The organism is Janthinobacterium sp. LM6 (genome assembly GCF_002002885.1).
GTDB lineage: Bacteria > Pseudomonadota > Gammaproteobacteria > Burkholderiales > Burkholderiaceae_D > Janthinobacterium > Janthinobacterium kumbetense.
Genome location: NZ_CP019510.1, coordinates 17,342 through 42,535, shown reverse-complemented (window position 1 = coordinate 42,535; position 25,194 = coordinate 17,342). Strand labels below are relative to the sequence as shown.

Genomic DNA, 25,194 nt, shown 5'->3' with positions numbered 1-25,194 from the left:
CCGACGTCCTTAGAACGTGTGGCGCATGCCCAGGTTGAAACCGCTGTTGCCGGTGCCATTGTCCGTGGCATTGCCGACGACGAAGGTGGCGCCGTTCTTGTTGCTGATGTGGCCGTAACCGGTGTACAGGTCGCTGCGCTTGGACAGGGCGTAGAAGGCGCCGATGGCCCATTGCTGGGCGTCACGGTTGGCATTGCTCTTGTCGTTGTGGCGGATGTAGGACGCGACCAGCTTGGTGGCGCCGAACGGGGCGCTGAAACCGACCAGGATGTCGTTGCTCTTGCTGTTGTCGAGGGCGCGGTTGTCGGCGTAGCCGAAGTTGCCTTGCAGCACGCCAAAGTCATAGCGCGTGGCCAGCAGGGTGTTGCGCGTTTGCTGGGTCGCCAGCGCATTTTCCTTGCGGTGGTGCGTCAGGGTCACGTTCAGCGGACCGTCGATGTAGTGGACGGCGCCGCCCATGCTGCGGTTTTTCGCATTGTCGCCGGCTACTTCGCCAAAGCCATACGCCAGGTCGGCCGACAGCTTGCTCCAGGTCGGCGTCGTGTATTGCACCATGTTATCGACGCGGATATTCGTCACCATCAGGTTCGATGCCGTGCCGGCCAGGCCGATGACGAACGGATCGGCCACGTCGCGCAGGGCCAGGTAGTACGGGGAATATTGGCGGCCCAGGGTGACGGCGCCGGCGCTGCCGGTCAGGCCGACATAGGCCTGGCGGCCGAACAGCAGGCCGCCCTGGCCCGAGGTGCCGGTGTCGATATTGAAACCGCTTTCCAGCACGAAGGTAGCGGCCAGGCCGCCGCCCAGGTCTTCCTTGCCCTTGAAGCCGATGCGCGAGCCGGAAGCGACGCCGGAAGCGACGCGGTTCAGGCGGTCTCCAGCCGCATCCTTGTCGAACACCAGGCCGGCGTCAGCCACGCCGTAGATGGTCACGCTCGATTGGGCCATGGCGCCGGTGGAGGCTGCGCCGAGGGTCAGCAGGGTAAACAGGACTTTTTTCATGAAAATCTCTCTAATAAGTTGGAATGACTACTGATCGCACTACCTGACTGCTTGTTACTCAACATCGACAACAAATAAATGGCCCGCTTGTGGCGGGCCATGGCGCTATCAGGCTTTGCTAGCGTGATCCGCTTCGCCCCAATGGCTTTCCGTGTTCAGGCTGGCCGCGTTGGCCGCGGCGGCTTCTTCCTCGGTGGCCAGGCCACCTTCCCACTTGGCGACGACGGCCGTGGCGACGGCATTGCCGACCGCGTTGGTGGCCGAACGGCCCATGTCGAGGAATTGGTCGACGCCCATCAGCAGCAGCAAGCCCGCTTCCGGAATATTGAACTGGTTCAGGGTAGCGGCAATCACCACCAGCGAGGCGCGCGGCACGCCGGCCATGCCTTTCGAGGTCAGCATCAGCAGCAGCAGCATGGTGATCTGGGTGCCGATCGACAGGTCGATGCCGTAGGCTTGCGCAATGAACAGTACGGCGAAGGTGCAGTACATCATCGAACCGTCGAGGTTGAAGGAGTAGCCCATTGGCAACACAAAACTGGAAATCTTGCGGTCCACGCCGAACTGGTCGAGCGCCGTCAGCAGTTTTGGATAGGCCGCTTCCGAGCTGGCCGTCGAGAATGCCAGCAGGAATGGTTCGCGGATCAGGCCGACGAGTTTGAAGATGCGCGGGCCGATGACGACGAAGCCGGCGCCGATCAGCAGGGCCCACAGGCACAGCAGGCCTACGTAGAAGCCGCCCATGAACTTGGCAAACGTGACCAGCACGCCCAGACCGTGGGTGGTGATGACGGAAGCCATTGCGGCGAACACGGCCAGCGGGGCCAGGTTCATGATGGTGCCGGTGATGCGCAGCATGACTTGCGCCAGCTGGTCGACGACGGCCGTCAGGGTCTTGCCCGATTCGCCCAGGCCGGCCAGTGCGCCGCCGAAGAAGATCGAGAACACCAGCACTTGCAGGATTTCATTGTTGGCCATGGCCTCGATCGGCGACTTCGGCACCAGGTGCGTGAAGAAATCTTTCAAGGTGAAGGCGGCCGTTTTCAGATTCGTCGACGCGTGGATGTCCGGCAATGGCAAACCCAGGTTGGTTCCCAGTTGCATCAGGTTCGACAGCACCATGCCCAGCGCCAGCGACACCAGCGAGGCAACCACGAACCAGCACATGGCTTTCAGGCCGATGCGGCCCGCCGTCTTGCCGTCGCCCATGTGGGCGATGCCGACGGTCAGGGTGGAGAACACCAGCAGCGCAATGATCATCTTGATCAGGCGCAGGAAGACGTCGGTGACGATGGAAATATTGCCAGCGATCTGAGCGCTGAGCTTGGCATCAGGGAAAGCGGTGTTGCATCCATAGCCCACGGCAATGCCGAGGATCATGGCAATCAGGATGTACAGGGTTAATGGCCGTTTCTTTTTCATTTTGACTCCTCCGGTGAAACGCCGCTGTGAGCGGATTATTGATAGCGAGCAACTCAAGCTTGGAGTCAATATTTCTCAAAAACAAGCCCTTGCGTGCCAGCGATTATTTGCAGCAAAACCTGTACATAGCAAAGGATATGCCTGAAATGGGAATTTGGGACTTAACTTCTTAAGTTGTTGATTTGAGGAAGCTTTTTTGTTGCTTAGATGTCGCAACTTTGCACGCTTGCGCGAAATATTGGACGCGGCAGGCCATCGCTGTATGACTTTTCATACGCTAGTCACGGCAGGGTGGCGGTACGCTAAAAAGATAAGATTATCAGGACAATAAAAAAGCCCCTCCGAAGAGGGGCTTGATGTGGCGCAATGCGTGTTTAGAACTTGATATTCGCCGTCAGGCTGAACGAACGGGGCTGGCCCGGGGTGTAGCGGAAGCCGGATTTGTTGATGGCCGCCACATAGGTCTTGTCGGCCAGGTTGTAGGCGTTCAACTGCAAGTCGAGGTTCTTGTTGACGGTATACGTTGCCATGGCGTCGAAGACCCAGTAGGCATCCACGCGGGCCGGCGTGCCGACGGCGCCATCGGTGCCGCGCAGCATTTCACCCACATAACGCGCGCCGCCGCCGATCTTCAGGCCGAACGGCAGGGTGTAGGAAGTCCAGCTGGTGAACGCCTGTTTTGGCGTGTAGGTGAGGCTCTTGTCGCCGCTGGCCGTGAAGACCTTGTTCGACTCGACCTTGGTATTCATGCGCGTATAGCCGGCGCTGACCAGCCAGTTCGGCATGATCTCGCCCACCACGCCCAGTTCCAGGCCTTGCACGCGCTTCTTGCCGGTCTGATAATAAATGGTCGAGATGACAGGATCTTGCTCCACTTCATTCTTGACGGTGGTCTGGTAGACGGCGGCCGACAGCGACAGTTTTTGCTTCAGGAAGTCCCACTTGGTGCCGATTTCCTTGGTGATGGTTTCCTGTGGGTCATAGTTCGGGTTTTGCGCACTGCTGGCGGCGGCGCTCAGGGCGAAGTTGACGCCAGGTGGCGCTTTCGACGTGGCCAGCAAGGCGTACACGCTGCTGTCCGGCGTCGGCTTGTACATGGCCGAGATCTTACCGTTGGCCAAGGTGTCGCCCAGCGTCAGGTGGGTGGGAATTGGCGTACCGACCGGCAGTTTTTGCACCTGGTCCTTGGCCACGGCTGCTTGCAGGGCGACGGCGTCATACGTGGTGTTGAAGTGATCGAAACGCACGCCGCCGTTGAACAGCCACTTGTCGCCGAACTTGATGGTGTCGAACACATACAGGCTTTGCGTGTTGACTTCGCCTTCGGTGAAGGCGCCGCTGCGCACGGGGTTGTGGCCGGTGACGGTGTCGCGCGGATTCGGCTTGTACAGGTTCGCTGCCGGCAAGGTACCCAGGCTGGCGGGCACATAGCTGTAGTTGGTCTGTTTTTCGCTGGTGAACTCGGCGCCGGCCACCAGGGAGTGCTTCAGCACGCCCGTGTCAAATTGCGCGCTGACCACGGTCTGGTTGGTCAGGATCGTGTTTTCCTGGTCCTTCACGGTGCGCAGCGAGCGCTCCAGGGTCCAGGTCGACGGATCGGTGGTAACCGGTGTCTTCAGGTTGGCGGTGCTGCCCATGAAGGCCGACAGCAGGTAATCCTGCTTGGTCTTGCCATAGCGCGTGGTGTTCTGAATTTGCACGGTGGGCGAGAAATCATGGTCGATGCGCAAGGTGCCCATGTCGGCCTTGACCTTGTCGTAGTCCGAGGTGGAACCGTAGAAATTCTTCGGATCGACCCTGGCGGCGCCGTTCAGGAAGCTGCGGATGACCGGTTGATCCTTCGTTGGGACGTCCGGCGTCGAGTAGCCTGGCAAGCCGATGGTCGGCACGCCGCCGTCGGGCACGTTGTTCTGGTCCACGTGCAGGTAGCTGGCCGTGATGCGCGTCGGCTTGCCGAGGCCGAAGGTGACGGTGGGCGCGAAGGCCCAGCGCTTGTTCTTGACTTCATCGCGTGCCGGGTTGCCGCTGTCCTGCGTCATCAGGTTCAGGCGCAAGGCCGTGCCCGTATCGCTGTCGAGGATGCGGTTCCAGTCGGCCGTGGCGCGTTTCTGCTTGCCGCTGCCCGCCGTCAGCAGCGAGTTGAATTTGTTTTCCATGCTGGCCGTCTTGCTGACCAGATTGATCGAACCGGTCGGCGAGCCGCGGCCGCTGTCGGTGCCCGCCGGGCCCTTCAATACGTCGATCTGTTCGATGTTGAAGACGTCGCGCGAGATGGAACCCACGTCGCGCACGCCATCGACATAGATGCTGCCGGACGAATCGAAACCGCGCATGTAGACGGCGTCGCCCGTGTTCGTGTTGCCGTTTTCACCGAGGAAGAAAGTACCGACACCAGGCGTGTTGCGCAGCGCGTCCGTCAGGGTCAGCGCGCCTTGCTGTTCGATCAATTCCTTCTTGATCACGACGATGGTTTGCGGCGTGTTGACCAGCTCTTCCGTGTATTTCGGCGACGAGGCTTTTTCGGCCTTGAAATCATTTTCCTTGGAACCCACGACCTTGATTTCGTTCAGGGTTTGCTGCGATGCGGGCGCGCTCTGGCCGGCCGGGTCGGCCGCCTGGGCGGCAACGGGCAGCAGCATCACGGCCAGGGCGGCGCCGATGTGCTGGTTGAAACGGGATTGGACGTGTTTGCGGCTCTTGATTGCCATCTTGCTCTCTCGATAAGGTCAGGGTAGTGGTTCCTGGCTGGCTCTGCGCCGCTGTGCTTGGGCACGGGGGCAAGTGGCTGGCGATGGATGGGTTGGCAGACATTGTAATTATTGGGCGCTCATTCGTAAATGAGAATCGTTATCAGTCTCGTTTACGCAACGAATTGGGCGTATCGCAAAAAAAACACTGTCATGGCCCATGAATGCTTGCTTTGCTGCATGGCCGCTGCTACGCGCGCAGGCGTCCGGCAGCGGGAGTATGATGAGCAACCTTTACAAATTTCCGCCAAGCATGCTGCAGACACCCGACGCCTTCGTCCCCCTGATCGATCCTCCCGAACCGGTCCCGGCCGCCGAGCAGACGCTCACATTCGTCTTTCACCGCGGGCGTTTATTGTTGCGCACGCCCGGGCTGACCCTGCCCACTGCCGCCGAGGCGGCCGCGCTCGATATCGACCTGAGCCGCGCCCAGCCCGTGGGTCTGTGGCAAGGCCGCTATTGCCAGACCGTCTGGACCGACGAAGAGTTGCCACCGGGTGCCGGCCTGGCCTGGCACGGTATGCGCTCGCTGTTCAACGCCGTCGACGATGACTTCCTGGGCCTGGCCAGCCGAGCCGGACAGCTGGCCGAGTGGGCGCGCACGCACCGCCATTGCGGCGTGTGCGCCACGCCCATGCAGCGCACGCGCGGCGAACGCTGCTTTACCTGCGCCGCCTGCGGCATGCTCGCGTACCCGCGCATTTCGCCCGCCATGATGGTGCTGATACGCAACGGCGACCAGGTGCTGCTGGCCATGCATAAAAACTCGCCATCGCAGCGTTTCAGCCCGCTGGCCGGTTTCCTGGAAGCGGGCGAATCGATCGAGGAAGCCGTGCACCGCGAAGTGATGGAAGAAGTGGGCTTGCGCGTGCACAACTTGCAGTACTTCATGAGCCAGTCCTGGCCGTTTCCCCATTCGCTGATGATCGCGTTTACGGCCGATTACCTCGATGGCGAGATTCGCCTCGACGAGAACGAGATCGCCGAGGCGCGCTGGTTCGGCCCCGGCGATGCTTGGCCGGAAGCGAGTTCCAGCGTGTCGATTTCCGCGCTGCTGGTGCAGGCGCACCGTCCGCCGGCAGTGCCGTAAAGCGGGGGCTGCTCAGGCAGCTTGCCGCATTTTCTATATACTGGCGGCAATTGAAAATTTTAGGGTGGTTTAGCATGTCTCAAGAAGAATTCTCCGAAAACGACTGGCGCCGGCTGATCAGCAGCTTTGGCGAAGATCCGCAGCGTCCTGGCTTGCTGGAAACACCGGCGCGCGTGGCAAAAGCCTGGAAACATTGGACCTCGGGCTATGGCCAGGACCCGGTCGATTTGCTGAAAGCCTTTGAAGATGGCGCGGAACAGTACAACGAGCTGATCGTCGTGCGCGGCATCCCCGTCTACAGCCATTGCGAACACCATCTGGCGCCGTTCTTCGGCAAGGCCACCATCGGTTATGTGCCTAACGGCAAGATCGTCGGCCTGTCGAAACTGACGCGCCTCGTCGATTGCTTCTCCAAGCGCCTGCAGGTGCAGGAACGCATGACGATGCAGATCGCCAATGCCTTGATGGAAGTGCTGGAACCGAAGTCGGTGGGCGTGGTCGTACGCTGCCGCCACCTGTGCATGGAAAGCCGCGGCATCCGCACGCCGGGCGAAGAAACCATCACCTCGGCCATGCTGGGCGAGATGCAGCCGAACCTGGCGCTGCGCACGGAGTTCCTGGCGCTGGCGCGCGAAGTATGATGATTTAGCGACGATGCAAGACGAAGGCGGCATATGCCGCCTTTTTTTATGCGTTTTTATATTCTCTTGGATTCCCGTTCCGCCAGGTAGCGGGCCGGCGGCTTGCCCACCGCCTTGCGGAACATGGTGACGAAACCGCTGGTATTTTCATAACCGAGTTCCAGCGCCACCGCTTTCACGCTGCGCCCTTGCGCCAGCCGTTGCAAGGCAAGGATGACGTGCAATTGCCGGCGCCAGCGGCCCACGCTCATGCCCATTTCCTCCAGTGACTGCCGGGTCATGCTGCGCTCGCTCATGCCGATGCGGTTGGCCCACTCGGCCAGCGTGCGTTTATCGGCAGGCTGCGCCAGCAGCAGGGCGGCCAGGCGGCGCAGCCGCGCATCGCGCGGCATTGGCAAATGCAAGTCTTCCACGGGCGCGGCCGCCAATTCATCGAGCAGGGTGAGCACCAGGCGTTCCTGCGCGCCCTGCAGCGCGGCCAGGGTGGGGAAACCGGCCGCCTTGGCGATCAGTTCGCGCAGCAATGGCGAGACGGCCACGGTGCAGCAGACGGCCGGCAAGGCCGGCGCCATGCCCGGCTCGACAAACAGGCAATAACATTGCGCCTCGCCCACGCCCTGCGCCGCGTGCATCAGGCCGCCCGGTATCCACACGGCGCACTGGGGCGGCACGATCCACACGCCGCTTTCCACCTCGCAATGAATCACGCCCCGCGTGGCATACAGCAACTGCCCCTTGCGGTGCTGGTGCGGCGCCTGTTCCGCATCCTCGGGCACGCTGGCCAGGCCCACGGCCAGCAAGGGACGCAGCACGCCATCAACATCGAAATCGAGGATGGAGGCGTCGTCGTCCAGGCCCAGGCGGGCCGTCAGCATGCTGGGCAAGAGGGGATGGGGCATGGGAAGGCTTTGGCTGGATTGAATAATATTGTGGCTATTTTATGCAATGACGCGCAGCACTGCCAACGCTATCGTATGGGCATCCGCAGCCCCGCTTCCACGGCAACCGCCGCCGCCAGTGTTCTGATGAAGGTGAGGAGGAACGGCAACCCCCTTGAAGGAGTCATCCCATGCAACTCGATTTTTCCACATTCCCCCTCGTCTGGATGCGCCGCGACGGCGCGGCAGGTACCCAGGCCGATGTGCTGTTTGCCCAGTTCGACGCGCTGCTGGCGCGCCGGCAGGCGTTTGTCATCCTCAGCGAGGAAGGCTTTGACGAGGGCGGGCATGAACACCCGCAGGCGGAGCGCAAGCGCGCATCGCTGTGGATGAAGCAGAACAAGGCCGCCATCCGCGCGTATATCCAGGGCATGGTGCTGATCGAACCGAGCGCCGCCAAGCGCCTGGCCGGCAAGGCCTTTGCCGTTCTATTTGGCAAGTTCTGGGGCTATCCCCTGCATTTCGGCACCAGCCGCGACGACGCGCTCGACATCGCCCAGCATTTGCTCAGGGCGTGGCTGCCGCCGCAACTGCCGCCGGGCGGCGGCAGCACGGCCGCGCATCAGTAGCGGTAGTCATTAATAAAATGCTTGGTGAAGTTGTACTTGCTGCCGCCGTCGAGCAAGTCGACCAGGCGTTTCGGCGCCGAGGCCGACATGAAGGCGTCGGCCGCGCCGCCCGTGCTGCGGAACTTCATGCCGGGGCTGAGGATCTGGTTGGCGCCGATTTTCAGGTGCTGGAAGCTTTTCGTTTTCTCATTGTTGAGGATGAAGTGCAATTCCTGCTTGAACGTCAGGAAGGGGATCTTCAGCCACCAGCCTTCGTCCGTGCCATAGCTGGCGACGCTGGCAAAGTGCGTGTTCTTGTCCGTCAGGGTGGGTTTGCCCAGGCGGTCGTTGATGCGTTTCATGGCTTCATTCTTGGTCATGCTGTTCTTTCGTGATTCGATCTATGCGGCGTGCATTCTGACACAGGCGCGCCGCCGCGTGCCGTGGAATGCGTCAGAGTAGCAAAATCAGCGAGCCGAGCACGATCAGGCCGCCACCGAGGGCCCCTTTCAGCGTGAACGGTTCGCCCAGCAGCAGCCAGCCGGCCAGCATCACCAGCGCCACGCTGAGCTTGTCGATGGGCGCCACCAGCGACACAGGCCCCAACTGCAGCGCGCGGAAATAGCATAGCCACGACAGGCCCGTGGCCACGCCCGAGGCGATCAGGCAGGTCCAGCCCACCCAGTTGCCGCCGGCGGGCCGCTGCCACTCCGCGCGCAGCGAGATGATGGCCGCCGTCACCAGCAGGATGACGCCCGTGCGTATCAAGGTGGCCATGTTGCTGTTCAGGTGGGCCACGCCCAGCTTGCCCAGGATGGCCGTCAGGGCCGCGAACACGGCCGACAGGATGGCAAAGCCTTGCCAGCTCATGGTGGTCGACATGGAACTCCTTGCGCGGTGGAGAATTGCAGTGACTGTAGCGCAAAATAACGGCCGCCGCTGGCCCCAATTTTATTGCAACGCAACATCAATTCTCATCAATTGTCGCAACGCATTAACAACACTGGGCAAAATTCATTGCTTCCCGGCATTGTAAATATCGGTCGTTCGAGCGTATGCTGAAGCAGTCTGAACGGTGCCGCCAGAGCACCGTCGCCGCCGCATTCCTGGCCAGCCGAGCTGGAAGCGGGCCACGCCCCTTCGCCGCAAATAGATAGTTGGAGACACAGCATGAAGAAATTGACGTTCCAGCAAAAGTTATGGATTCCCCTGATTTGCAGCCTGTTGTGCATCACCGTTATTTTTGTCTATAACGCCCTGGAAGTGCGCAAGATCCGCATCGAAGAGCGCAGTGCCGACCTGAGCAATGCCGCCGACCTGGGCCTGGGCGCCGTCAAGATGTTCGGCGACCTGGCCGCCAGCGGCGCCCTGACGAAGGAAGAAGCGCAGAAGCAGGCCACGGCCGTCATCAAGAGCATGCGTTTCGGCGAGACCGGTTATTTGTCCATCATCAACCTCGATGCCGTCGTCGTGATGAATCCCGCCGCGCCGCAAACGAACGGCAAGAACATGTCGGATTTTAAAGATGCCAACGGTACTTATCTGTACCGCGACATCGTTACCGTCGGCAAGAGCGATGCGGGCAAGGGCTTCGTCCACTATTATTTCCCCCGTCCCGGCCAGAAAACCCCCGAACCGAAGATGAGCCGCGTGGTGGCCTACAAGCCATGGGCCTGGACCCTGGTGGTGGGCGTGTACATGGATGATATCGATGCGGCCTTCCGCCAGTCGCTGCTCACCTCGCTGGGCGTGCTGGTACTGGTATGCGGCTTGCTGGCGGCCGTCGTCGTGGTGATCAACCGCAGCCTGCGCCATGCGCTGGGCGGCGATCCCGAGTATGCGGCCGACGTGGCCGAAAAGATCGCGAATAACGATTTGAGCGGCGTCGTGCGCACGCATGCCAACGACCGCCACAGCGTGCTGTACGCGATGAAAACCATGCAGACCAACCTGGTCGATGCGATCAGCGAAATCCGCCACAGCGCCGAGACGATTGCCACGGCATCGAGCGAGATTGCCAGCGGCAATATGGACTTGTCGGCGCGCACGGAAATGCAAGCCAGTTCGCTGGAAGAAACGGCCGCCTCGATGGAGGAATTGACGTCGACCGTGACGCAGAACGCGGGCAACGCCGTGCAGGCGAATGAACTGGCGCAGTCCGCTTCCGCCGTGGCGCGCCAGGGCGGCGCCGTGGTGGCGCAAGTGATCGGCACCATGGACACCATCAACGCTTCGTCGCGCAAGATCGTCGACATCATAGGCGTCATCGACGGCATCGCCTTCCAGACGAATATCCTGGCCCTCAACGCGGCCGTGGAAGCGGCACGCGCCGGCGAACAGGGACGCGGCTTTGCCGTCGTGGCGTCGGAAGTGCGCAATCTGGCGCAACGCTCCGCCGGCGCGGCGAAGGAAATCAAGGAACTGATCGGCGCTTCCGTCGACAGCATCGCGGCCGGCAGCACCCTCGTCGCACAGGCGGGCACGACCATGGATCAGGTGGTGGCTTCCGTCTCGCGCGTGACCGACATCATGGCCGACATCACGGCCGCCTCGCACGAGCAAAGCACGGGCATCGGCCACGTCAACCAGGCGATCACGGAGATGGATAGCGTGACGCAGCAAAATGCGGCACTGGTGGAAGAGGCGGCGGCAGCGGCGTCGAGCATGCAAGACCAGGCGGCCGTGCTGGCGCAACTGGTGGCGCGCTTCAAGCTGTCGGCGCAGGAATCGGGGACGGCGCCGCGCCTGGCGGCAAGCTCGGCTGCCGCGCCACGCGCCGTGGCGAAAAAGCCGCTGCGCAGCCTGGCGGCGCGCTAGGAGTTTCGTTCAGGACTTACTGGGCTGGCGCCGCCGCTTGCGGCGCCGGCTCGAATTCCAGCTTGTCATCGACGACCACGAATTGCCCGACCGGCTGGCCCAGGTCGGCTTTCGGGTCGTTTTCCATTTCCGTCAGTTCATTGCAGGTATTCGTTTCCGCCTGCCACAGTTGCTTGCCCATGCGGATATTCCACACGCCGTCGCCGGCCGCAAACAGCTCGACGGTGATGTCGGCCGGCGCATCCGTCGACAGGGTATGCAGGCGCTGGCATTGCGGCAAATTGGTCGCCATCAGCTGTACTTCCACGGTATCTTGCCAAAAATAACGTTGCTGGCGGCGCACGGTCAGGGAATGGTCCTGTCCATCGAACATATAGATGGCGAAGTCCTGGACACAGCCTGACAGCAGGACGGACAGCGTGACGATCAGGAGTTTGCGCATGGTCGGCTTTCTTTGTTTGTGCTCGGGAATGTCGGGATGCCTGCGTGACGGCGCGAGTGGGCGCTTGCCTCGCTTGGGCGCCGTCTTGTTTTTCGCTTACGTGGCATTATATCCATGCATATCAGTTGCGGCGCGACAATAGTTATGCCAAGTCCGCTTGCCCCACCGCTTGCCTCACTTATCTACCTGGAAAGACCACGATGATCGACTTGTATTACTGGACCACGCCCAACGGGCACAAAGTGACGATGTTCCTGGAAGAAGCGGGCATTCCCTACAACATCATTCCCGTGCATATCGGCAAGGGCGAGCAGTTCCAGCCCGAGTTTCTCGCCATCGCGCCGAACAACCGCATCCCCGCCATCGTCGACCAGGCGCCGGCAGATGGCGGCGCGCCGCTGTCCCTGTTCGAGTCGGGCGCCATTTTGCAATACCTGGCCGAGAAAAGCGGGCAATTCCTGCCGGACGACGTGCGGGGACGCGCCGAAGTCATGCAATGGCTGTTCTGGCAAATGGGCGGCCTGGGCCCCATGGCCGGGCAAAACCACCATTTCGTGCAATACGCGCCCGAACCCATCGAGTACGCCATCACGCGCTACGTGAATGAAACGAACCGGCTATACGGCGTGCTGAACAAGCGCCTGGCGGACCGTGCATTCGTGGCCGGCGACAGCTATTCCATCGCCGACATGGCGATCTACCCGTGGATCGTGCCGCACGCCCGCCAGCGTCAGAAGCTGGAAGATTTCCCGCACCTGGCGCGCTGGTTCGCGGCCATCGCCGCCCGTCCCGCCACCGTGCGCGCATATGCGCGGGCGGCCGAAATCAATGTGCAGCCGACCGTCAGCGGCGACGCGAAAAGCGTGCTGTTCGGACAGACGGCGAAGACTATCGGCCAGGTTTAATTTCCGCGGTAGGTGGAGAAACCGAAAGGACTGAGCAGCAGCGGTATGTGATAGTGCTGCTCAGTCTTTTCCACGTGAAATTGCACGGGGATTTCCGGGAAAAAAGTTTCCTGTTTCAGGCGCGCATAGTGCTCGCCCGTCTTGAACACGATGCGGTAGTTGCCCGCCTGCAACGGTTGATTTTCCGGATACATGGCCGGGATGCGCCCCTGCGCATTCGTCACGGCGCTGCTCAGCGGTTTCCAGTCATTGCCCTGCTTGTGTTCCAGCGTCACCGTTACGCCCGCCGTCGGCTGGCCGCTCTGCAAGTCGAGGATGTGCACGCTCAAGGGATTGGCGGCGGCCAGCGCCATGGCGGACAGGCTGGCGAAGGCCAGGGCGGCAGCGGTTTTTTTCAGATAGCTCATCGTGTTGCTTTCAAGGGGTGGGGGAATCGAGTTCGGGTACGGCGGCCAGGGCGGCCTGGGCGCAGGCGCGGTCTGGCAGGGCGCCACCGCCACCGGCCACGCCGATGGCGCCGACCACGTGCCCTTGCACCGTCAACGGCAAGCCGCCGCCCAGCAGCAGCAGTTCCGGCACGGTCGTCAAATTGGCCATGTCGGGATTGCCGCGCGCGGCCACGGCCAGCGCCTGGGTATCGCTTTTGGTGGACAAGGCCGTGTATGCCTTGCGCCGGCTGGCTTGCGTGTTGTGCGGCCCGACGCCATCGGCGCGCTGCACGGCGACAATATTTCCGCCACGATCCAGCACAGTGACGACGATATGCTGGCCCTGCGCCTGGCAAGCAGCGATGGCCGCATCGGCCAGCTTGTTGGCCGCCGCCAGCGACAGGTCATTGATATTGCGCAACTGTGCGTGGGCGGGGCTGGCCAGCAGGCACAGCAGGGCACTGCCGAACATCAGGGTTTTCATCTGGCCTCCATGGAAAAGAATGGCGCCAGTATGGCAAGTGTTGCCCTACGAGAAGATGATCGCCGCATGACATTTTTATCATCCGCGGCGCCCGGCGCGCGGCGTAAAATGGCTTTATATTTCCCTTAGAAAGCCGCCATGCGCATCCTGGTAATCGAAGACGAACCGAAGACGGGCGACTATCTGTTGCGCGGCCTGGCCGAGTCCGGCTTTACGGTGAGCCTGGCGCGCAACGGCCGCGACGGCCTGCACATGGCCGGCACGCAAGCGCCCGATTTGATCGTGCTCGATGTGATGCTGCCCATCATGGATGGCTGGCAAGTGTTGCGCGCGCTGCGCCTGCAGGAGGGCGGCGCCGATGTGCCCGTGATTTTCCTCACGGCGCGCGACGAGGTGCAGGACCGGGTCAAGGGGCTGGAACTGGGCGCCGACGATTACCTGGTGAAACCGTTTGCCTTTGCCGAACTGGTGGCGCGCATCCGCACCCTGCTGCGGCGCGGGCCGCCGCGCGAAGACGACGTCATCCGCATCGGCGACATGGAAATCGATGTGATGAAACGCAAGGTCAGCCGGCAAGGCCAGCGCATCACCCTGACGGCCAAGGAATTCGGCTTGCTGCATCTGCTGGCGCGGCGCCAGGGCGAAGTGCTGTCGCGCTCCATCATCGCCTCGCAAGTGTGGGATATCAATTTCGAAAGCGATACCAACGTCATCGACGCGGCCATCCGCCGCTTGCGCAGCAAGCTCGACGACCCGTTCGAACCCAAGCTGATCCACACCTTGCGGGGCATGGGCTATGTCTGCGAATTGCGCGCGCCGACCGTACCCGACAACGGCGCCGGCGCATGAAATTCTCGCAGCTGCGCCGCTCGCTGACCCTGCGCGTCACGCTCGTGTTCGTGCTGATCGTCGCGCTCGTGTCGGCCGGGCTGGGCATGCATCTGTACCGTTCATTTGTGGCGGAAATCGAGCGCCGCGACGACATTTTATTGCTGGGAAAACTGCGGCAAATCCAGCAGTTATTAGGCAATGCCGGTACCCTCGATATCATCCGCGAACGGCCCCAGTATTTCCGCGACACCATGAGCGGGCAAGAAAATTCCCTGGTCCGCATCGTGCGCGCCGATGGCACGCGTTTGATCGATGTCAACCCGCACGGCGAGACAGTGGCGCATGCTGTTCCCGTGGCCGTCGATGTACCCGTGACGGCCGGCGACATCGTCAGCTGGATCAGCCGCGACGGTTATCCGGCCAGGGTCGTGGCGGCCAGCGCGCGCATCGGCGATCCGGCGCAGATGGCCGACATTTCCGTCGCCCGGGTCTATGGCGACCGCACGGCCATGTTTGCCGCCTATCGCTGGCAGATCGTCGTATCGGTGGCCGTCAGCGCGCTGGTGGCGGCCTTGCTGGCCAGCGTGATGTTGTTGCGGGGATTGCGGCCATTGCGCAATATCGCCGCGCACGCGGCCCTCGTGCGGCCGGGCAAGCTGGAGCAGCAACTCGATGCGCGCGGGGCGCCGACGGAGCTCTTGCCCTTGATCCAGGCGCTGAACGCCATGCTGGCGCGGCTGCAGGATGGCTATGCGCGGCTGTCGCAGTTTTCCGCGGATCTCGCGCATGAATTCCGCACGCCCGTCACCAATCTGCTGGGGCAAAGCCAGGTGATGCTGGCCCGGCCCCGCAGTGCGCACGAGTATGAACAGCTGGTGTCGTCGAATGTGGAAGAGTTGGAGCGGCTGTCGCGCATGATCGACAGCATGCTGTTCCTGGCGCGGGCGCAGCAGGATGAAATGGTGCTCGTCAAGCAGGTCTTGCCCGTGCAGGACGAGTTGTTAAGGCTGGCCGATTTCTTTGAAGGCCTGGCCGAAGAGCGCGAGCTGGCGCTGGCTTGCCACGGCAGCGGCACGGTGACGGCCGAGCCGCAACTGCTGCGCCGCGCGCTGGGCAATTTGCTGTCGAACGCCATCCGCCATGCGGCGCCCGGCTGCACGATACTGCTGCGTTCGCACGCGACGAACGAGGGTGTGGAATTGAGCGTGAGCAACCTGGGTCCCGCCATCCCCGCGCGCCACCTGCCACACCTGTTCGAGCGCTTTTACCGCGCCGACCCGGCCCGCAGCGATTCGGCCGCTTCCACAGGCTTAGGATTGGCCATCGTCACGGCCATCATGCAATTGCACGGCGGCAGCGCGAGCGTGGCATCCGACGCGGCCGCCACAACGTTTACCCTTGTTTTCCCCGTTGAGAACGCCTGATAAAACCGTAGCGAGCACAAGAGAGGCTCGGCGCCCCCGTTGTGTCGAGACGCGGAACTGTGCGCAGGCACGGGGCCGCCGAGGCAGTGGGCATTGGAGGCGCGCAGCAGGTTTGCTCAGGTGTTCTACCCCATTTCCACCAAGAACTCATGCATGCCCGTATGCGGCAATTGCGCGCAGGCAGGCGCAAAGTGCGGCAACTGGCTCCACAGCAGCGGGTTGCCGACGATGTACACGTAATGCTGCGCGCGCGTGAGGGCCACGTTGAGCAGGTTCGGCGTGGCCGCCGCCCATTGCGCGGCGCCGGCCGTGCTGTCGTCGGCACCGAGGACCAGCATCACCACGCTTTGTTCCTTGCCCTGGAAGGTGTGTACGGTGCCCACCATCTGGCTGCTCCACTGGCGCAATTCGCGCGCCGTCGGTGCCTTGCCGTAGCCGAGGCGGCGGTCCCAGTCCATGTCGACGATGCGCGAACGCAATTCGTTGCGCACGGCCTTGAACGGCGTGATCACATACATGTCCGGCAGCTTGCCGTCGCGGCGATACAGCTTCAACAACACCTCCAGCACGAAATCGAGTTGCACGGGCACCACCTGCTTGTAGCTGACGGGGCCGACGGCGTCGATCCAGCAACTGGGGCCACGCGTGAGGCCGCGTGCGCCGGCCGGCGGCGTGCGCTCGGCCAGCCCGTAGACCATCTTGTCTTCGTAGGCGATGCTGTTGGCCAGCGAGAACATCGGTTCCACGCAGCGGCGGTGCACGCGCAGGGGGCTGCCGATCCACAGCGGCTGTGCGCTGCCGGCGCCGACAACGGCGCCATAGCGGTTGGCCTTGTCGGCCAGGGTCTGCACGGATACGCTGGTTGGCGCGTAACTGCCATCGCGCGTGTGCGGCGACAGGGCGGATAACGTTTGCACGAGGCGGCCCGGCACCGTGAACACGGGTTCGATCTGCAGCGGGTCGCCCACGACGACGGCGCGCTTGGCGCGCCACAGGCTGCCCAGCGCCGCTTGCGGCACGGCCTGGCCCGCTTCATCGATGAACAGCCAGCCCAGCGATTCGGGACCCATGCCCTGGAATTGGCGCGCGAACGAGGCAAACGTGGTCGATACGACGGGCACCACCATGAACAGGCTGTGCCACACCATGGCGATGTGCGACTGGTCGTAGGCGCGCTTGTTTTTCAGCAATTTGGAGACGGCCAGCAAGTTGCCGCCAAAGCCGGGTCCGCCCTTCTTCGCCACCTCGGCCAGCCACGCTTCATGCAGGGCCAGGGCCTTGGCGAACAGGCGCGAGCGCAGGCGCGCCAGCGCCGGTTCATGCCACAGGCCGCCAATTTGCAGGGCGTCGCCGTCCAGCTCGTCCAGGGTCGCCGGCGCGATAATTGTCGGGAAACGCATGCGCGCGCGGCGCAGCAGTTCCGTGCTGTCATCCCATTCGCGCTGGCGCGACTGCGCCGTGCGCAGGGCGATGTGCAAGCTGTTGCGGGCGCGCTCGCAGCGCGGCTCCAGTTCGCCCTTCAGCAGCAGCTTGATGGCGGACACGTCGCGTGCAGCCTGGCGTTGCGCTTCGGCATTGGCGACGACGGCATCCTTGTAGGCGCGCGCCGGGGCCGTGCGGAACAGGCGGGCAAAGAAGCCCGGCTGCGTCAGCGCCACCAGGCGTTCTTCTTCCAGCAAATCCTTCTTGCTGGCGAGCAAGGTATCCTGCTGCGCCAGCGCATCGGACAGGGCGCCATTGGCCGCATCCATCTCTTGCTCAGCAGCAATCAGCGCCTGCTGGCTGGCCTCAATGAAATCGGCTTCCGTGCACGTGCCCACGGCTTGCCACAGGGCCGCGTACTGGGCATGCTCGGCCAGGGCCTTTTCCACCACGTGTTCCGTCTCGCGGAACTCGCGCGCGGCTTGGGCGAAGCTGACGCCCTGGTAGCTGGCCAGCCACTGGCGGATATTCTGCGCGTTCGGCGTCTTGCGCGCCGTGCTCTTGTCCCAGTCGTCGTCATAGAAATTGCTGACGAAGCGGCGGCGGTTGGCGCTGTTGCCCAGCGCGCAGGACATCAAACCCCACGGCGCTTCCTGCTCGCCCAGGGCGCAGTTGGCGCCATTGCCGTCCGCCACGACCCGGCGCGCCACGCTTTCAAAGTAGCGCGTGCGCGCCCATTCCTTGCCCAGTTGCTTGGGCTTGGGTAAATCGCCGGAAATATTTTCCACGGCCGCATTGTTCGACGAGGCGACGACCATTTCAAAGCCCGTCAGTTCCGGGCGCAAGCGGGCTATCGTGATCGGGTCGCGCACGCCTTCGAAGGCGACGGCTACCTTGCCGATGAAGGCGTCGCCGGCGCGGTCCAGGCAAGACAGCACGGCGGCGCGGCGCACGATATTGTCGGCGAACAATTCGCGCAGCAAGGTCGTCTTGCCCGTGCCGGGCGGGCCGTTGACGGAAAAGATGCCCCGTTCGTGCAAGCCCGTGCGCGCGCCGTGGATGGCGAACTGCTGCATCAGGCTCATGGCGTAGCTGGCGTCTTCCAGCCAGTGTCCCCGGTTCATGTTGGCGGGATTGAGCATGGCGGCCAGCGCCTGGCGTCCGGCCGGGCTGTACAGGTCGATGCGTTCGTCGTGCGCCAGCGGCGTCAGGTAGGCGGCGACCGTCGCGGGCAGCTTGCCGCCACGCAAGGCGCGGATGATCTGTTCCAGGTCATCGAGGTAAAAACTGTTGAGGATATCGATCGAGGGTTCCACCGCGTCGCCGAAGTCCAGCGTGCGGTTCTGGCTGGCCTCCAGCGTATCGGCGTCCGTCGCGGCCACGCGTTTCTTGCGCGTGCGCAATTCCAGCACGGCCAGCGGCTGGCCGGCGGACGGGCGGAAACCGGCCCAGTCCATCAGCAGGTCGGCCAGAGCGGCGATTTCCATGCCGGACAGGGGCGACGAGACATTGCCCGCCTCGTCCGTCACGGGCTGCGGGGCGCGGCTTGCCGCGAAGTTGCGCAGGCTGTCTTGCAGCACCAGCTGGCTGTCGCTGAAGGCGTCCAGGCTCAGGCCTGACCAGTCCGGCGTGCGGGCGCGGCCCAGGGCCCACGGCAAGGTCGAGACGGACACGGGATCGAACTGCGGCTCGCCCAGCGCATTGAGGGGCAAGCGGGCAAAGCACGAGCGTCCCAGCAGTTCTGTTTTTTCTGTTTCGGCCATGTTTTCCGGGCCGTTGGCCGGCGGACAAGCCTTGTTGATTTCGGCTTTGTCGAACACGCCGAGGAACAGGCTAAAGCCATCGATCTCGCGGTCGGACGGCACTTGCCATTGCGTGGCGAACTGCGGCGGCAATTGCGCCAGCTGTTCGCGCTGCAGGAGGCGCACGGTGGACGGGTCTTCAACGTCCGTGATTTGATTCAGGTCAAACGGGATAAAGAATTCGATCTTGTGCCAATACTCCAGGATAGCCAGGAGGCGCTGCTGTTCTGCCTGATTCATGATGACCAATATTTTGTAAAGCGAGCGAGGATTGTAAAGCGTATGCACGCTGCACGTTTTGCACTTTTGTCTATTGCGCGGGCTTTGCCGCAAAAAAAGTGGCGATTGCGGACGAAAAAAAGCCAGGCAGCAACTTCCTGCCTGGCTTTCCCGTGGGGAGGATGTTGCTATTGGTTAAAACTCTTCCCATTCGCTCTCGGCGCCGGCATTGCCGCGGCGTGCCGGCGCGGCCGCGATGGCCTTGCGCGCAGGCGCGGGCCGGGCCGCGGGGGGCGCGATTTTCGCCGCGGCTGGTGCCGCTGCGGCGCGTACCGGCGTCAGCTTGGGTGCGCTGGCGGCATGGTTGCCGGTTTTAAAGAATCCCACCACGTGCGCCAGCTCGCCCGCTTGTTCCTGCATGCTTTGCGAAGCGGCAGCCGCCTCTTCCACCAGGGCCGCGTTTTGCTGCGTCACTTCATCCATCTGGGCAATGGCCATGTTGATCTGTTCGATGCCGATGGTCTGCTCGTGCGTGGCGGAAGTGATTTCGCCCATGATGTCGGTCACGCGCACGATGCTGTCGACGATGTCGCCCATGGTCTGGCCCGCTTCATTGACGAGGCGCGAACCCGTGTCCACGTTGGCGACCGAGGCGGCGATCAGTTCCTTGATTTCCTTGGCGGCCGAGGCTGAACGGTGCGCCAGGTTGCGTACCTCGGTGGCGACGACGGCGAAGCCGCGGCCCTGTTCGCCCGCGCGCGCCGCTTCCACGGCCGCGTTCAGGGCCAGGATGTTCGTCTGGAAGGCGATGCCGTCGATGACGCCGATGATGTCGACGATCTTGCGCGACGATGCATTGATGGTGCCCATGGTGTCGACCACTTGCGAAACGATGCTGCCGCCGCGCACGGCCACTTCCGACGCGCTTTTCGCCAGCTGGTTCGCCTGGCGCGCATTGTCCGCGTTCTGTTTCACGGTCGAGGTCAGCTCTTCCATGGCCGACGCCGTTTCTTCCAGCGAACTGGCTTGCTCTTCCGTGCGGGACGACAGGTCGAGGTTGCCTGCGGCAATTTCGCTCGACGCCGTGGAAATCGCCTCCGTGCCGTGACGCACTTGCGCCACCACGCCCAGCAAGCTGGTGTTCATGGCTTTCAGGGCGCCCAGCAGGCGGCCCGTTTCATCGCTGGAATTGACGACGATGTGCGACGACAAGTCGCCCGAGGCCACGGTTTCGGCCACGCTGACGGCCGCATTGATGGGCTGGGTGATCGAGCGCGTGATGATCCAGGCAACGAAGGCGCCCAGCAGCACGGCCACGCTGCCCAAGGCAATCATGGAAGCGCGCGCGCTCGTGCTCAGCGTTTCGGCGTCCGTCGCCGCCTGCGCCGCCTGCTGCGCTTCATAGGCGACCAGGCTGTCGAGCGCGCCCAGCACGATCTTCAGGCTCGGTGCCGCCTGCTGCGTCAAAAAGGCGATCGCCTCTTCCGTCTGGCCCGCATTGCGCAGCTCGATGACCTTGTTGTTCAGCGGCGCGCCCGATTTCAGGGCCGCGTCCAGTTCGGCCATCAGCGCCGTTTCCTTGTCCGTCGAAATCTTCTTTTGCAAGGTTTCCTTGGCGGCGCCGTATTTCTTGCGCGCTTCGCCGATCTTGGCCAGTTCCGCCTGCACCAGCGCTTCCGTCGGCGCCACCACAATGCTGGTGATTGCCAGAGTAATGTTGCGCACGTTGTCGCTCATGGTATTGGCGGCCGCCATCTTGACGTTCTTGTCGGCCACGATGTCGTGCGTGCGCGCGCTCAGTTGCCCCATGGAATACAGGCCGACGAGCAAGACGGCCACCAGCAGGCCGAGGACGACAGCAAACCCGATCCCGAGCCGGGTGCCGATTTTGAATTGTGTGAGTGACATGATTGCTTTCGTGTTGCGGAAGTGAAGGAAAACGTCGACAGGCCAGGGCTACGGGTTTATACGTAAGGGCGACCAGCCTGTAATTGTTCCTCAAAATTCCGCACTGCAATACAAAAACTTGTATCAAGTCCCCGAAAAGTTTAAAAATTGGTAGCAAATTAAATAAGTTGTCGTGTGGAAACAACGAGCGCGGCGCCGGACGCGGACTCAGCTTTCCGGAAACACGTGCGTGGCCAGGAAATCGATGAAGGCGCGCAGTTTCGGCGTCAGGTGGCGGCTGCTGGGCCACAGGATGCGAAAGGCCCCGTCGTGCCGGCGGTGCGTGTCCAGTACCGGCTGCAAGCGGCCGCTAGCGAGCGCCGCGCGCACGGCAAAGTCGGGCAGGGCGGCGATGCCCAGGCCGCTTTCGGCAAAGTGCAGCAGGGTGTCGACATTGTTGCAGTTGAGCACAGTCGGCAAGCCGGCCGCGTGCAAGGCAGGCCACTCGGGCAAGGGCCAGGCCTCGACTTTGCCGCTGCTGGGAAACTTGTACAGCAGGCAAGTGTGGCGGGCCAGGTCGGCCGGCAGCGCGGGCGTGCCGTGCTGCGCCAGGTAGGCAGGCGCGGCCACCAGTTGCAGCTGGAACTGGCCCAGCTGGCGGCTCATCAAACGGCTGTCGGCACTTTCGCCCGCGCGCACGACGGCGTCGTAGCCTTCTTCGATGACGTCGACCCGGCGGTCGCTGAAATCGAGGTCGAGCTCCACCAGCGGATAGGCGCGCGCGAACGCGGCCAGCACGGGATTGAGCAGGCTGCCCACCAGCGGCAGGCTGACGCGCAGGCGGCCTTGCGGTGCGCTTTTGCTGCTGGATAATTCCTGCTCGGCCGCTTCGATCTCGCCTAGGATGCGCCGGCAGCGTTCGAGAAACACGGTGCCCTCGCTCGTCAGCGCGATGCTGCGCGTGCTGCGGTGAAACAGGCGCACGCCCAGCCGTTCTTCCAGCCGCGCGATGCTCTTGCCCACGGCCGAGGCGGAAATGCCCAGCACCCGGCCCGCCGCCACGAAACTGCGCAGCTCCGCCGCCTGCACGAAGGCCGTGAATCCCGCCAGGTTGTCCATGTGCTTTCTCCTTGATTGCGGATGCCAACGTCCGCACAGACTGAAACTATAGCCTGTTTTTCTTTGATTGCGCTTGCCTTACCTTGGCTGCCTGATCATTTGAAAGGCTACGCCATGATGTACAACTTCTCTCCCGCGGCCTTGTCCGCCCGTATCGATCCCTTGCTCGATGCCGTGCTGGAACAGCAGCGCCTGGCGGGCGCCGTGGTGCTCGTGCGCCAGCTTGGCCAGGAAATCTATCGCCGCGCCGCCGGCCACCTGGACCGCGAGGCGGGCACGCCCATGGTGGAAGACGCCGTCTTCCGCCTGGCGTCCGTCAGCAAACCCATCGTCTCCACGGCCGCGCTGGCGCTGGTGGGACAGAACCGTCTGGGCCTGGACGACCTGGTGGCGCGCTGGCTGCCGTATTTCACGCCGCGCCAGCCGGACGGCGCCGTGGCGGCGATGACCGTGCGCCACTTGCTCACGCATACGGCCGGGCTCGACTACGGCTTTTTCCAGCCGCCGGGCGGCGCCTATGCGCGGGCGGGGGTGTCGGACGGCATGGATGCGTCCCGTATTTCACTGGAAGACAACCTGCGCCGCCTGGCCACGGTGCCGCTCGCGTTTGCACCGGGCGAGCGCTGGGCGTATTCGATCGCCACCGACGTGCTGGGCGCCGTGATCGAAGCGGTGACGGGTTTGCCGCTGGCGCAGGCCGTGGCACAGCTGGTGACGGGGCCGCTGGCCATGCGCGACACGGGTTTTATCAGCACGGACGCGGCGCGCCTGGCCGTCGCCTATGCGGACCGCGCAGCGGGAGAATCCCGGCCGCGCCGTTTGCTCGACGCGGGGGAAGATCATCTGCCGTTTCTCGACGGCATGGCCGGGTTCGTGTTATCTCCGGCCCGCGTGCTCGACGCGCACGCCTACCCGTCCGGCGGCGCCGGCATGCTCGGTTCCGCCCCCGACTTCATGCGCCTGCTGGAAACCCTGAGACTGGGCGGCGCGCCGCTGCTGCCGCCGGCGCTGGCGCGCCAGATGGGAGCAAACCAGACGGGCGGTTTTGATTTGCCGTTCTGGCCGGGACGGGGCTTCGGCCTGGGTTTTACGGTATTGACGGACCCGCTTGCCGCCGCCACGCCGGAATCCGTGGGCAGCTGGCGCATGGGCGGCACGTATGGCCACTCGTGGTTTGTTGACCCCGCGCAAGAACTCTCCGTGGTGGCGTTCACGAATACGGCGCTGGAGGGCATGGCGGGACCGTTCGTCACGCAACTGTGCCAGGCGATTTATGGCAACAAGGAAGCTGGCGCGAAGGAAACGCCATGACACGCCCGCATCCCATCGTCTTCCTCGCGCTGGGTCTGTTCGGCGTGTATTGCATCGAGTTTGGCGTGGTGGGCATCTTGCCGATGATTATGCGGCGCTACGCCGTGACGGCCGCGCAGGCGGGCTCGCTGGTGAGCCTGTTCGCCCTGGTGATCGCCGTGGGCGGCCCCTTCCTCGTGCTGCTGGCCACGCGCTGGCGCCGCAAGAACGTGCTGATCGTTTCCCTGCTCGTGTTCGCGCTGGCCAGCGTGGCATCCGCCTATGCACCGCGCTTCGAACTGCTGCTGGCGCTGCGCATCGTGCCGGCCCTGTTCCACCCCGTGTATTTCTCGCTGGCCATGGTGGCCGCCGCCGCACTGTATCCGCCCCGCGAGGCGGCGCGGGCCGGCGCGCATGCATTCACGGGCACCAGCATGGGCATGGTGCTGGGCATTCCGCTCACCACCTGGATCGCCGCGCAGTATGGCTATGAGGCATCGTTCCTTGCCTGCGCCCTCGTCAATGCGCTGGCGGCGCTGGGTTTGTACCTGTTCTTGCCGGACACGCCGCGCGAGGCGCCGTTGGCGTATGGCCGCCAGCTGGCCGTGCTGCGCAAACCCGCCCTGTGGTTCACCATCGCCGCCGCCGTGCTGGTGTTTGCCGCCATGTTTGCCGTGTATGCGTATGCGGCCGCTTACCTGCAGCAGGTGGCGGGCTTGTCGGCGCGGCAGACGGGGCTGGCGCTGGTGGTGTTTGGCGTGGGCGGCGTGGCGGGCAATCTGTTCGCGGGGCGCCAGCTGGGCACGCACGTGCTGCGCACGGTCTTGCTGCAGCCCGTGCTGCTGGGGCTGGCGTACTGGCTGCTGTATGAATATGCGGGCGGCGGCATCGGCTGGGCGGCGCTGGCCGTGTTGCTGCTGTTTTGGGGCGCCGCGCATACGAGCGGGCTGATCGTGACGCAAGTATGGCTCAGCAGCGAAGCACGCGAGGCGCCCGCGTTCGCCATCGGCGTGTATATCGCCGCCATCAACCTGGGCGTGACGGTGGGCGCGCTGGCGGGCGGCGTGGCCATCGCCCGCTACGGCATGCAGGGGGCGCTGGCTTGCGGCGGGCTGTTCGGTGCGCTGGCGCTGGGCTTGATCTTGCTCAAGGCGTGGCGCTATCGCCCCGTGTCAGTCCTCGATATGGTTGGGGATGCGAAACAGTAGATCCGTGTCGCCGATGTCCACGCCCGCCTGCGACAGCAGGGTGCTGGCCTGGCCCCGGTGATGGGTCTGGTGATTGAAGAAATGCATGAGCAGGCTGAAAAACTCGCGCCGGTTCGGCCCCTTGCTGTTGCGGTAATCGAGCAAATGGTCGAGGTCTTCTTCGCGGATGGAGGCGGTCCAGTCGACGATGAGCTGGTCCAGCCATTGCCGGTGCGCGTGCATGGCGGCAAAATCTTCGGCCGCGAACAGCGGGTGCGTGAGCGACGCGGGCGGCGTGATGGCGCGGATGGGGTCGAGCAGGGGGAAGCCGGCCGGATGCTTCGCATAGCGCTGCAGCCACAGGGTGTCGCCCACCATCACGTGGTTCAGGGTGGCCAGCAGGGAACCGAAAAAGGCGCCCCGTTCGCGGCTGAGCTCTTCGGGGGGCAGGCTGGCCGCCGCCGCGTAGACCTTGGCATTCATCCACTGGTTGTAATCGGCCATCAGGCAAAGGTGGGCGCAACGGCTCATGCTGGACTCCTTCAGTGG

The 25,194-nt window shown here is 63.5% G+C and carries 22 protein-coding genes; 9 read left to right on the top strand and 13 right to left on the bottom strand.

Annotation, left to right across the window (positions count from 1 at the left end; all coding sequences use genetic code 11):
* Nucleotides 1–9 precede the first annotated feature (9 nt).
* From BZG29_RS00180 to BZG29_RS00170, 3 genes are all read right to left on the bottom strand, one after another.
* Nucleotides 10–1,002, bottom strand: a complete 993-nt coding sequence (locus BZG29_RS00180) for a porin (protein ID WP_077398167.1) — start codon at nt 1,000–1,002, stop codon at nt 10–12.
* A gap of 108 nt (nt 1,003–1,110) precedes the next feature.
* On the bottom strand, nt 1,111–2,424 hold the full coding sequence (locus tag BZG29_RS00175) for a dicarboxylate/amino acid:cation symporter (RefSeq protein ID WP_077398166.1): 1,314 nt from the start codon (nt 2,422–2,424) through the stop codon (nt 1,111–1,113).
* Between the two features lie 374 nt (nt 2,425–2,798).
* Nucleotides 2,799–5,132, bottom strand: coding sequence for a catecholate siderophore receptor Fiu (locus BZG29_RS00170; protein WP_077398165.1), 2,334 nt, complete (start codon nt 5,130–5,132; stop codon nt 2,799–2,801).
* Between the two features lie 292 nt (nt 5,133–5,424).
* Between BZG29_RS00170 and nudC the strand changes: the two genes are divergently transcribed.
* Both nudC and folE read left to right on the top strand, forming a co-directional pair.
* The gene (gene nudC, locus BZG29_RS00165; RefSeq protein ID WP_077408893.1) at nt 5,425–6,261 is read left to right on the top strand and encodes an NAD(+) diphosphatase; all 837 of its coding nucleotides are present in this window, start codon (nt 5,425–5,427) and stop codon (nt 6,259–6,261) included.
* 74 nt (nt 6,262–6,335) lie between these two features.
* Nucleotides 6,336–6,902 (top strand): GTP cyclohydrolase I FolE, encoded by a 567-nt coding sequence (gene folE / locus BZG29_RS00160; RefSeq protein ID WP_035822985.1) that lies wholly within the window; start codon nt 6,336–6,338, stop codon nt 6,900–6,902.
* A 56-nt stretch (nt 6,903–6,958) separates the two neighbouring features.
* On the opposite strand, the gene BZG29_RS00155 is transcribed toward folE, so the two are convergent.
* Nucleotides 6,959–7,801 (bottom strand): helix-turn-helix domain-containing protein, encoded by an 843-nt coding sequence (locus BZG29_RS00155; protein WP_253192733.1) that lies wholly within the window; start codon nt 7,799–7,801, stop codon nt 6,959–6,961.
* 170 nt (nt 7,802–7,971) lie between these two features.
* Between BZG29_RS00155 and BZG29_RS00150 the strand changes: the two genes are divergently transcribed.
* Entirely contained in the window at nt 7,972–8,409 is a 438-nt protein-coding gene (locus tag BZG29_RS00150) for a hypothetical protein (RefSeq protein ID WP_077398163.1), read from the top strand.
* Here BZG29_RS00150 and BZG29_RS00145 read toward each other — a convergent pair.
* Nucleotides 8,403–8,768 (bottom strand): hypothetical protein, encoded by a 366-nt coding sequence (locus BZG29_RS00145; protein WP_046683244.1) that lies wholly within the window; start codon nt 8,766–8,768, stop codon nt 8,403–8,405. The genes BZG29_RS00150 and BZG29_RS00145 overlap by 7 nt on opposite strands.
* 73 nt (nt 8,769–8,841) lie before the next feature.
* Entirely contained in the window at nt 8,842–9,270 is a 429-nt protein-coding gene (locus tag BZG29_RS00140; RefSeq protein ID WP_077398162.1) for an EamA family transporter, read from the bottom strand.
* Nucleotides 9,271–9,558: 288 nt separating this feature from the next.
* On the opposite strand from BZG29_RS00140, the gene BZG29_RS00135 reads away from it, so the two are divergent.
* Nucleotides 9,559–11,205, top strand: a complete 1,647-nt coding sequence (locus BZG29_RS00135; protein WP_077398161.1) for a methyl-accepting chemotaxis protein — start codon at nt 9,559–9,561, stop codon at nt 11,203–11,205.
* Between the two features lie 16 nt (nt 11,206–11,221).
* Here the strand turns inward: BZG29_RS00135 and BZG29_RS00130 are convergent, their stop codons facing one another.
* The gene (locus BZG29_RS00130; RefSeq protein WP_077398160.1) at nt 11,222–11,647 is read right to left on the bottom strand and encodes a hypothetical protein; all 426 of its coding nucleotides are present in this window, start codon (nt 11,645–11,647) and stop codon (nt 11,222–11,224) included.
* A 200-nt stretch (nt 11,648–11,847) separates the two neighbouring features.
* On the opposite strand from BZG29_RS00130, the gene BZG29_RS00125 reads away from it, so the two are divergent.
* A complete protein-coding gene (locus BZG29_RS00125; protein ID WP_077398159.1) occupies nt 11,848–12,552 on the top strand; it encodes a glutathione binding-like protein in 705 nt (234 codons plus the stop codon).
* Here the strand turns inward: BZG29_RS00125 and uraH are convergent.
* Together uraH and BZG29_RS00115 are read right to left on the bottom strand one after the other, a co-directional pair.
* The gene (gene uraH, locus BZG29_RS00120; RefSeq protein WP_077398158.1) at nt 12,549–12,959 is read right to left on the bottom strand and encodes a hydroxyisourate hydrolase; all 411 of its coding nucleotides are present in this window, start codon (nt 12,957–12,959) and stop codon (nt 12,549–12,551) included. The genes BZG29_RS00125 and uraH overlap by 4 nt on opposite strands.
* A 10-nt stretch (nt 12,960–12,969) precedes the next feature.
* Nucleotides 12,970–13,464, bottom strand: a complete 495-nt coding sequence (locus tag BZG29_RS00115; RefSeq protein WP_077398157.1) for a heme-binding protein — start codon at nt 13,462–13,464, stop codon at nt 12,970–12,972.
* A gap of 138 nt (nt 13,465–13,602) precedes the next feature.
* Between BZG29_RS00115 and BZG29_RS00110 the strand changes: the two genes are divergently transcribed.
* Nucleotides 13,603–14,313 (top strand): heavy metal response regulator transcription factor, encoded by a 711-nt coding sequence (locus BZG29_RS00110; RefSeq protein ID WP_077398156.1) that lies wholly within the window; start codon nt 13,603–13,605, stop codon nt 14,311–14,313.
* On the top strand, nt 14,310–15,719 hold the full coding sequence (locus BZG29_RS00105) for a heavy metal sensor histidine kinase (RefSeq protein WP_077398155.1): 1,410 nt from the start codon (nt 14,310–14,312) through the stop codon (nt 15,717–15,719). The genes BZG29_RS00110 and BZG29_RS00105 overlap by 4 nt, the downstream gene beginning before the upstream one ends.
* A 125-nt stretch (nt 15,720–15,844) precedes the next feature.
* On the opposite strand, the gene BZG29_RS00100 is transcribed toward BZG29_RS00105, so the two are convergent.
* From BZG29_RS00100 to BZG29_RS00090, 3 genes are all read right to left on the bottom strand, one after another.
* On the bottom strand, nt 15,845–19,183 hold the full coding sequence (locus BZG29_RS00100) for an AAA domain-containing protein (protein WP_253192732.1): 3,339 nt from the start codon (nt 19,181–19,183) through the stop codon (nt 15,845–15,847).
* A gap of 174 nt (nt 19,184–19,357) precedes the next feature.
* Nucleotides 19,358–21,070: a methyl-accepting chemotaxis protein gene (locus BZG29_RS00095; protein WP_077398153.1), complete on the bottom strand. Its 1,713-nt coding sequence runs from the start codon at nt 21,068–21,070 to the stop codon at nt 19,358–19,360.
* Between the two features lie 207 nt (nt 21,071–21,277).
* Nucleotides 21,278–22,168 (bottom strand): LysR family transcriptional regulator, encoded by an 891-nt coding sequence (locus BZG29_RS00090; protein WP_077398152.1) that lies wholly within the window; start codon nt 22,166–22,168, stop codon nt 21,278–21,280.
* 114 nt (nt 22,169–22,282) lie between these two features.
* On the opposite strand from BZG29_RS00090, the gene BZG29_RS00085 reads away from it, so the two are divergent.
* Together BZG29_RS00085 and BZG29_RS00080 are read left to right on the top strand one after the other, a co-directional pair.
* A complete protein-coding gene (locus BZG29_RS00085; protein ID WP_216350337.1) occupies nt 22,283–23,479 on the top strand; it encodes a serine hydrolase in 1,197 nt (398 codons plus the stop codon).
* A complete protein-coding gene (locus BZG29_RS00080) occupies nt 23,476–24,666 on the top strand; it encodes an MFS transporter (protein ID WP_077398151.1) in 1,191 nt (396 codons plus the stop codon). Before BZG29_RS00085 ends, BZG29_RS00080 begins: the two co-directional genes overlap by 4 nt.
* Here BZG29_RS00080 and BZG29_RS00075 read toward each other — a convergent pair.
* Complete coding sequence (locus tag BZG29_RS00075; RefSeq protein WP_077398150.1) at nt 24,631–25,176, bottom strand: DinB family protein; 546 nt, start codon at nt 25,174–25,176, stop codon at nt 24,631–24,633. The two genes, BZG29_RS00080 and BZG29_RS00075, sit on opposite strands and share 36 nt — an antisense overlap.
* Nucleotides 25,177–25,194: the final 18 nt, after the last annotated feature.

Bases quoted from the DNA above. Each gene is read 5' to 3' on its own strand.
- BZG29_RS00180 (WP_077398167.1), bottom strand. From the start codon at position 1,002: ATGAAAAAAGTCCTGTTTACCCTGCTGACCCTCGGCGCAGCCTCCACC.
- BZG29_RS00175 (WP_077398166.1), bottom strand. From the start codon at position 2,424: ATGAAAAAGAAACGGCCATTAACCCTGTACATCCTGATTGCCATGATC.
- BZG29_RS00170 (WP_077398165.1), bottom strand. From the start codon at position 5,132: ATGGCAATCAAGAGCCGCAAACACGTCCAATCCCGTTTCAACCAGCAC.
- nudC (WP_077408893.1), top strand. From the start codon at position 5,425: ATGCTGCAGACACCCGACGCCTTCGTCCCCCTGATCGATCCTCCCGAA.
- folE (WP_035822985.1), top strand. From the start codon at position 6,336: ATGTCTCAAGAAGAATTCTCCGAAAACGACTGGCGCCGGCTGATCAGC.
- BZG29_RS00155 (WP_253192733.1), bottom strand. From the start codon at position 7,801: ATGCCCCATCCCCTCTTGCCCAGCATGCTGACGGCCCGCCTGGGCCTG.
- BZG29_RS00150 (WP_077398163.1), top strand. From the start codon at position 7,972: ATGCAACTCGATTTTTCCACATTCCCCCTCGTCTGGATGCGCCGCGAC.
- BZG29_RS00145 (WP_046683244.1), bottom strand. From the start codon at position 8,768: ATGACCAAGAATGAAGCCATGAAACGCATCAACGACCGCCTGGGCAAA.
- BZG29_RS00140 (WP_077398162.1), bottom strand. From the start codon at position 9,270: ATGTCGACCACCATGAGCTGGCAAGGCTTTGCCATCCTGTCGGCCGTG.
- BZG29_RS00135 (WP_077398161.1), top strand. From the start codon at position 9,559: ATGAAGAAATTGACGTTCCAGCAAAAGTTATGGATTCCCCTGATTTGC.
- BZG29_RS00130 (WP_077398160.1), bottom strand. From the start codon at position 11,647: ATGCGCAAACTCCTGATCGTCACGCTGTCCGTCCTGCTGTCAGGCTGT.
- BZG29_RS00125 (WP_077398159.1), top strand. From the start codon at position 11,848: ATGATCGACTTGTATTACTGGACCACGCCCAACGGGCACAAAGTGACG.
- uraH (WP_077398158.1), bottom strand. From the start codon at position 12,959: ATGAGCTATCTGAAAAAAACCGCTGCCGCCCTGGCCTTCGCCAGCCTG.
- BZG29_RS00115 (WP_077398157.1), bottom strand. From the start codon at position 13,464: ATGAAAACCCTGATGTTCGGCAGTGCCCTGCTGTGCCTGCTGGCCAGC.
- BZG29_RS00110 (WP_077398156.1), top strand. From the start codon at position 13,603: ATGCGCATCCTGGTAATCGAAGACGAACCGAAGACGGGCGACTATCTG.
- BZG29_RS00105 (WP_077398155.1), top strand. From the start codon at position 14,310: ATGAAATTCTCGCAGCTGCGCCGCTCGCTGACCCTGCGCGTCACGCTC.
- BZG29_RS00100 (WP_253192732.1), bottom strand. From the start codon at position 19,183: ATGAATCAGGCAGAACAGCAGCGCCTCCTGGCTATCCTGGAGTATTGG.
- BZG29_RS00095 (WP_077398153.1), bottom strand. From the start codon at position 21,070: ATGTCACTCACACAATTCAAAATCGGCACCCGGCTCGGGATCGGGTTT.
- BZG29_RS00090 (WP_077398152.1), bottom strand. From the start codon at position 22,168: ATGGACAACCTGGCGGGATTCACGGCCTTCGTGCAGGCGGCGGAGCTG.
- BZG29_RS00085 (WP_216350337.1), top strand. From the start codon at position 22,283: ATGATGTACAACTTCTCTCCCGCGGCCTTGTCCGCCCGTATCGATCCC.
- BZG29_RS00080 (WP_077398151.1), top strand. From the start codon at position 23,476: ATGACACGCCCGCATCCCATCGTCTTCCTCGCGCTGGGTCTGTTCGGC.
- BZG29_RS00075 (WP_077398150.1), bottom strand. From the start codon at position 25,176: ATGAGCCGTTGCGCCCACCTTTGCCTGATGGCCGATTACAACCAGTGG.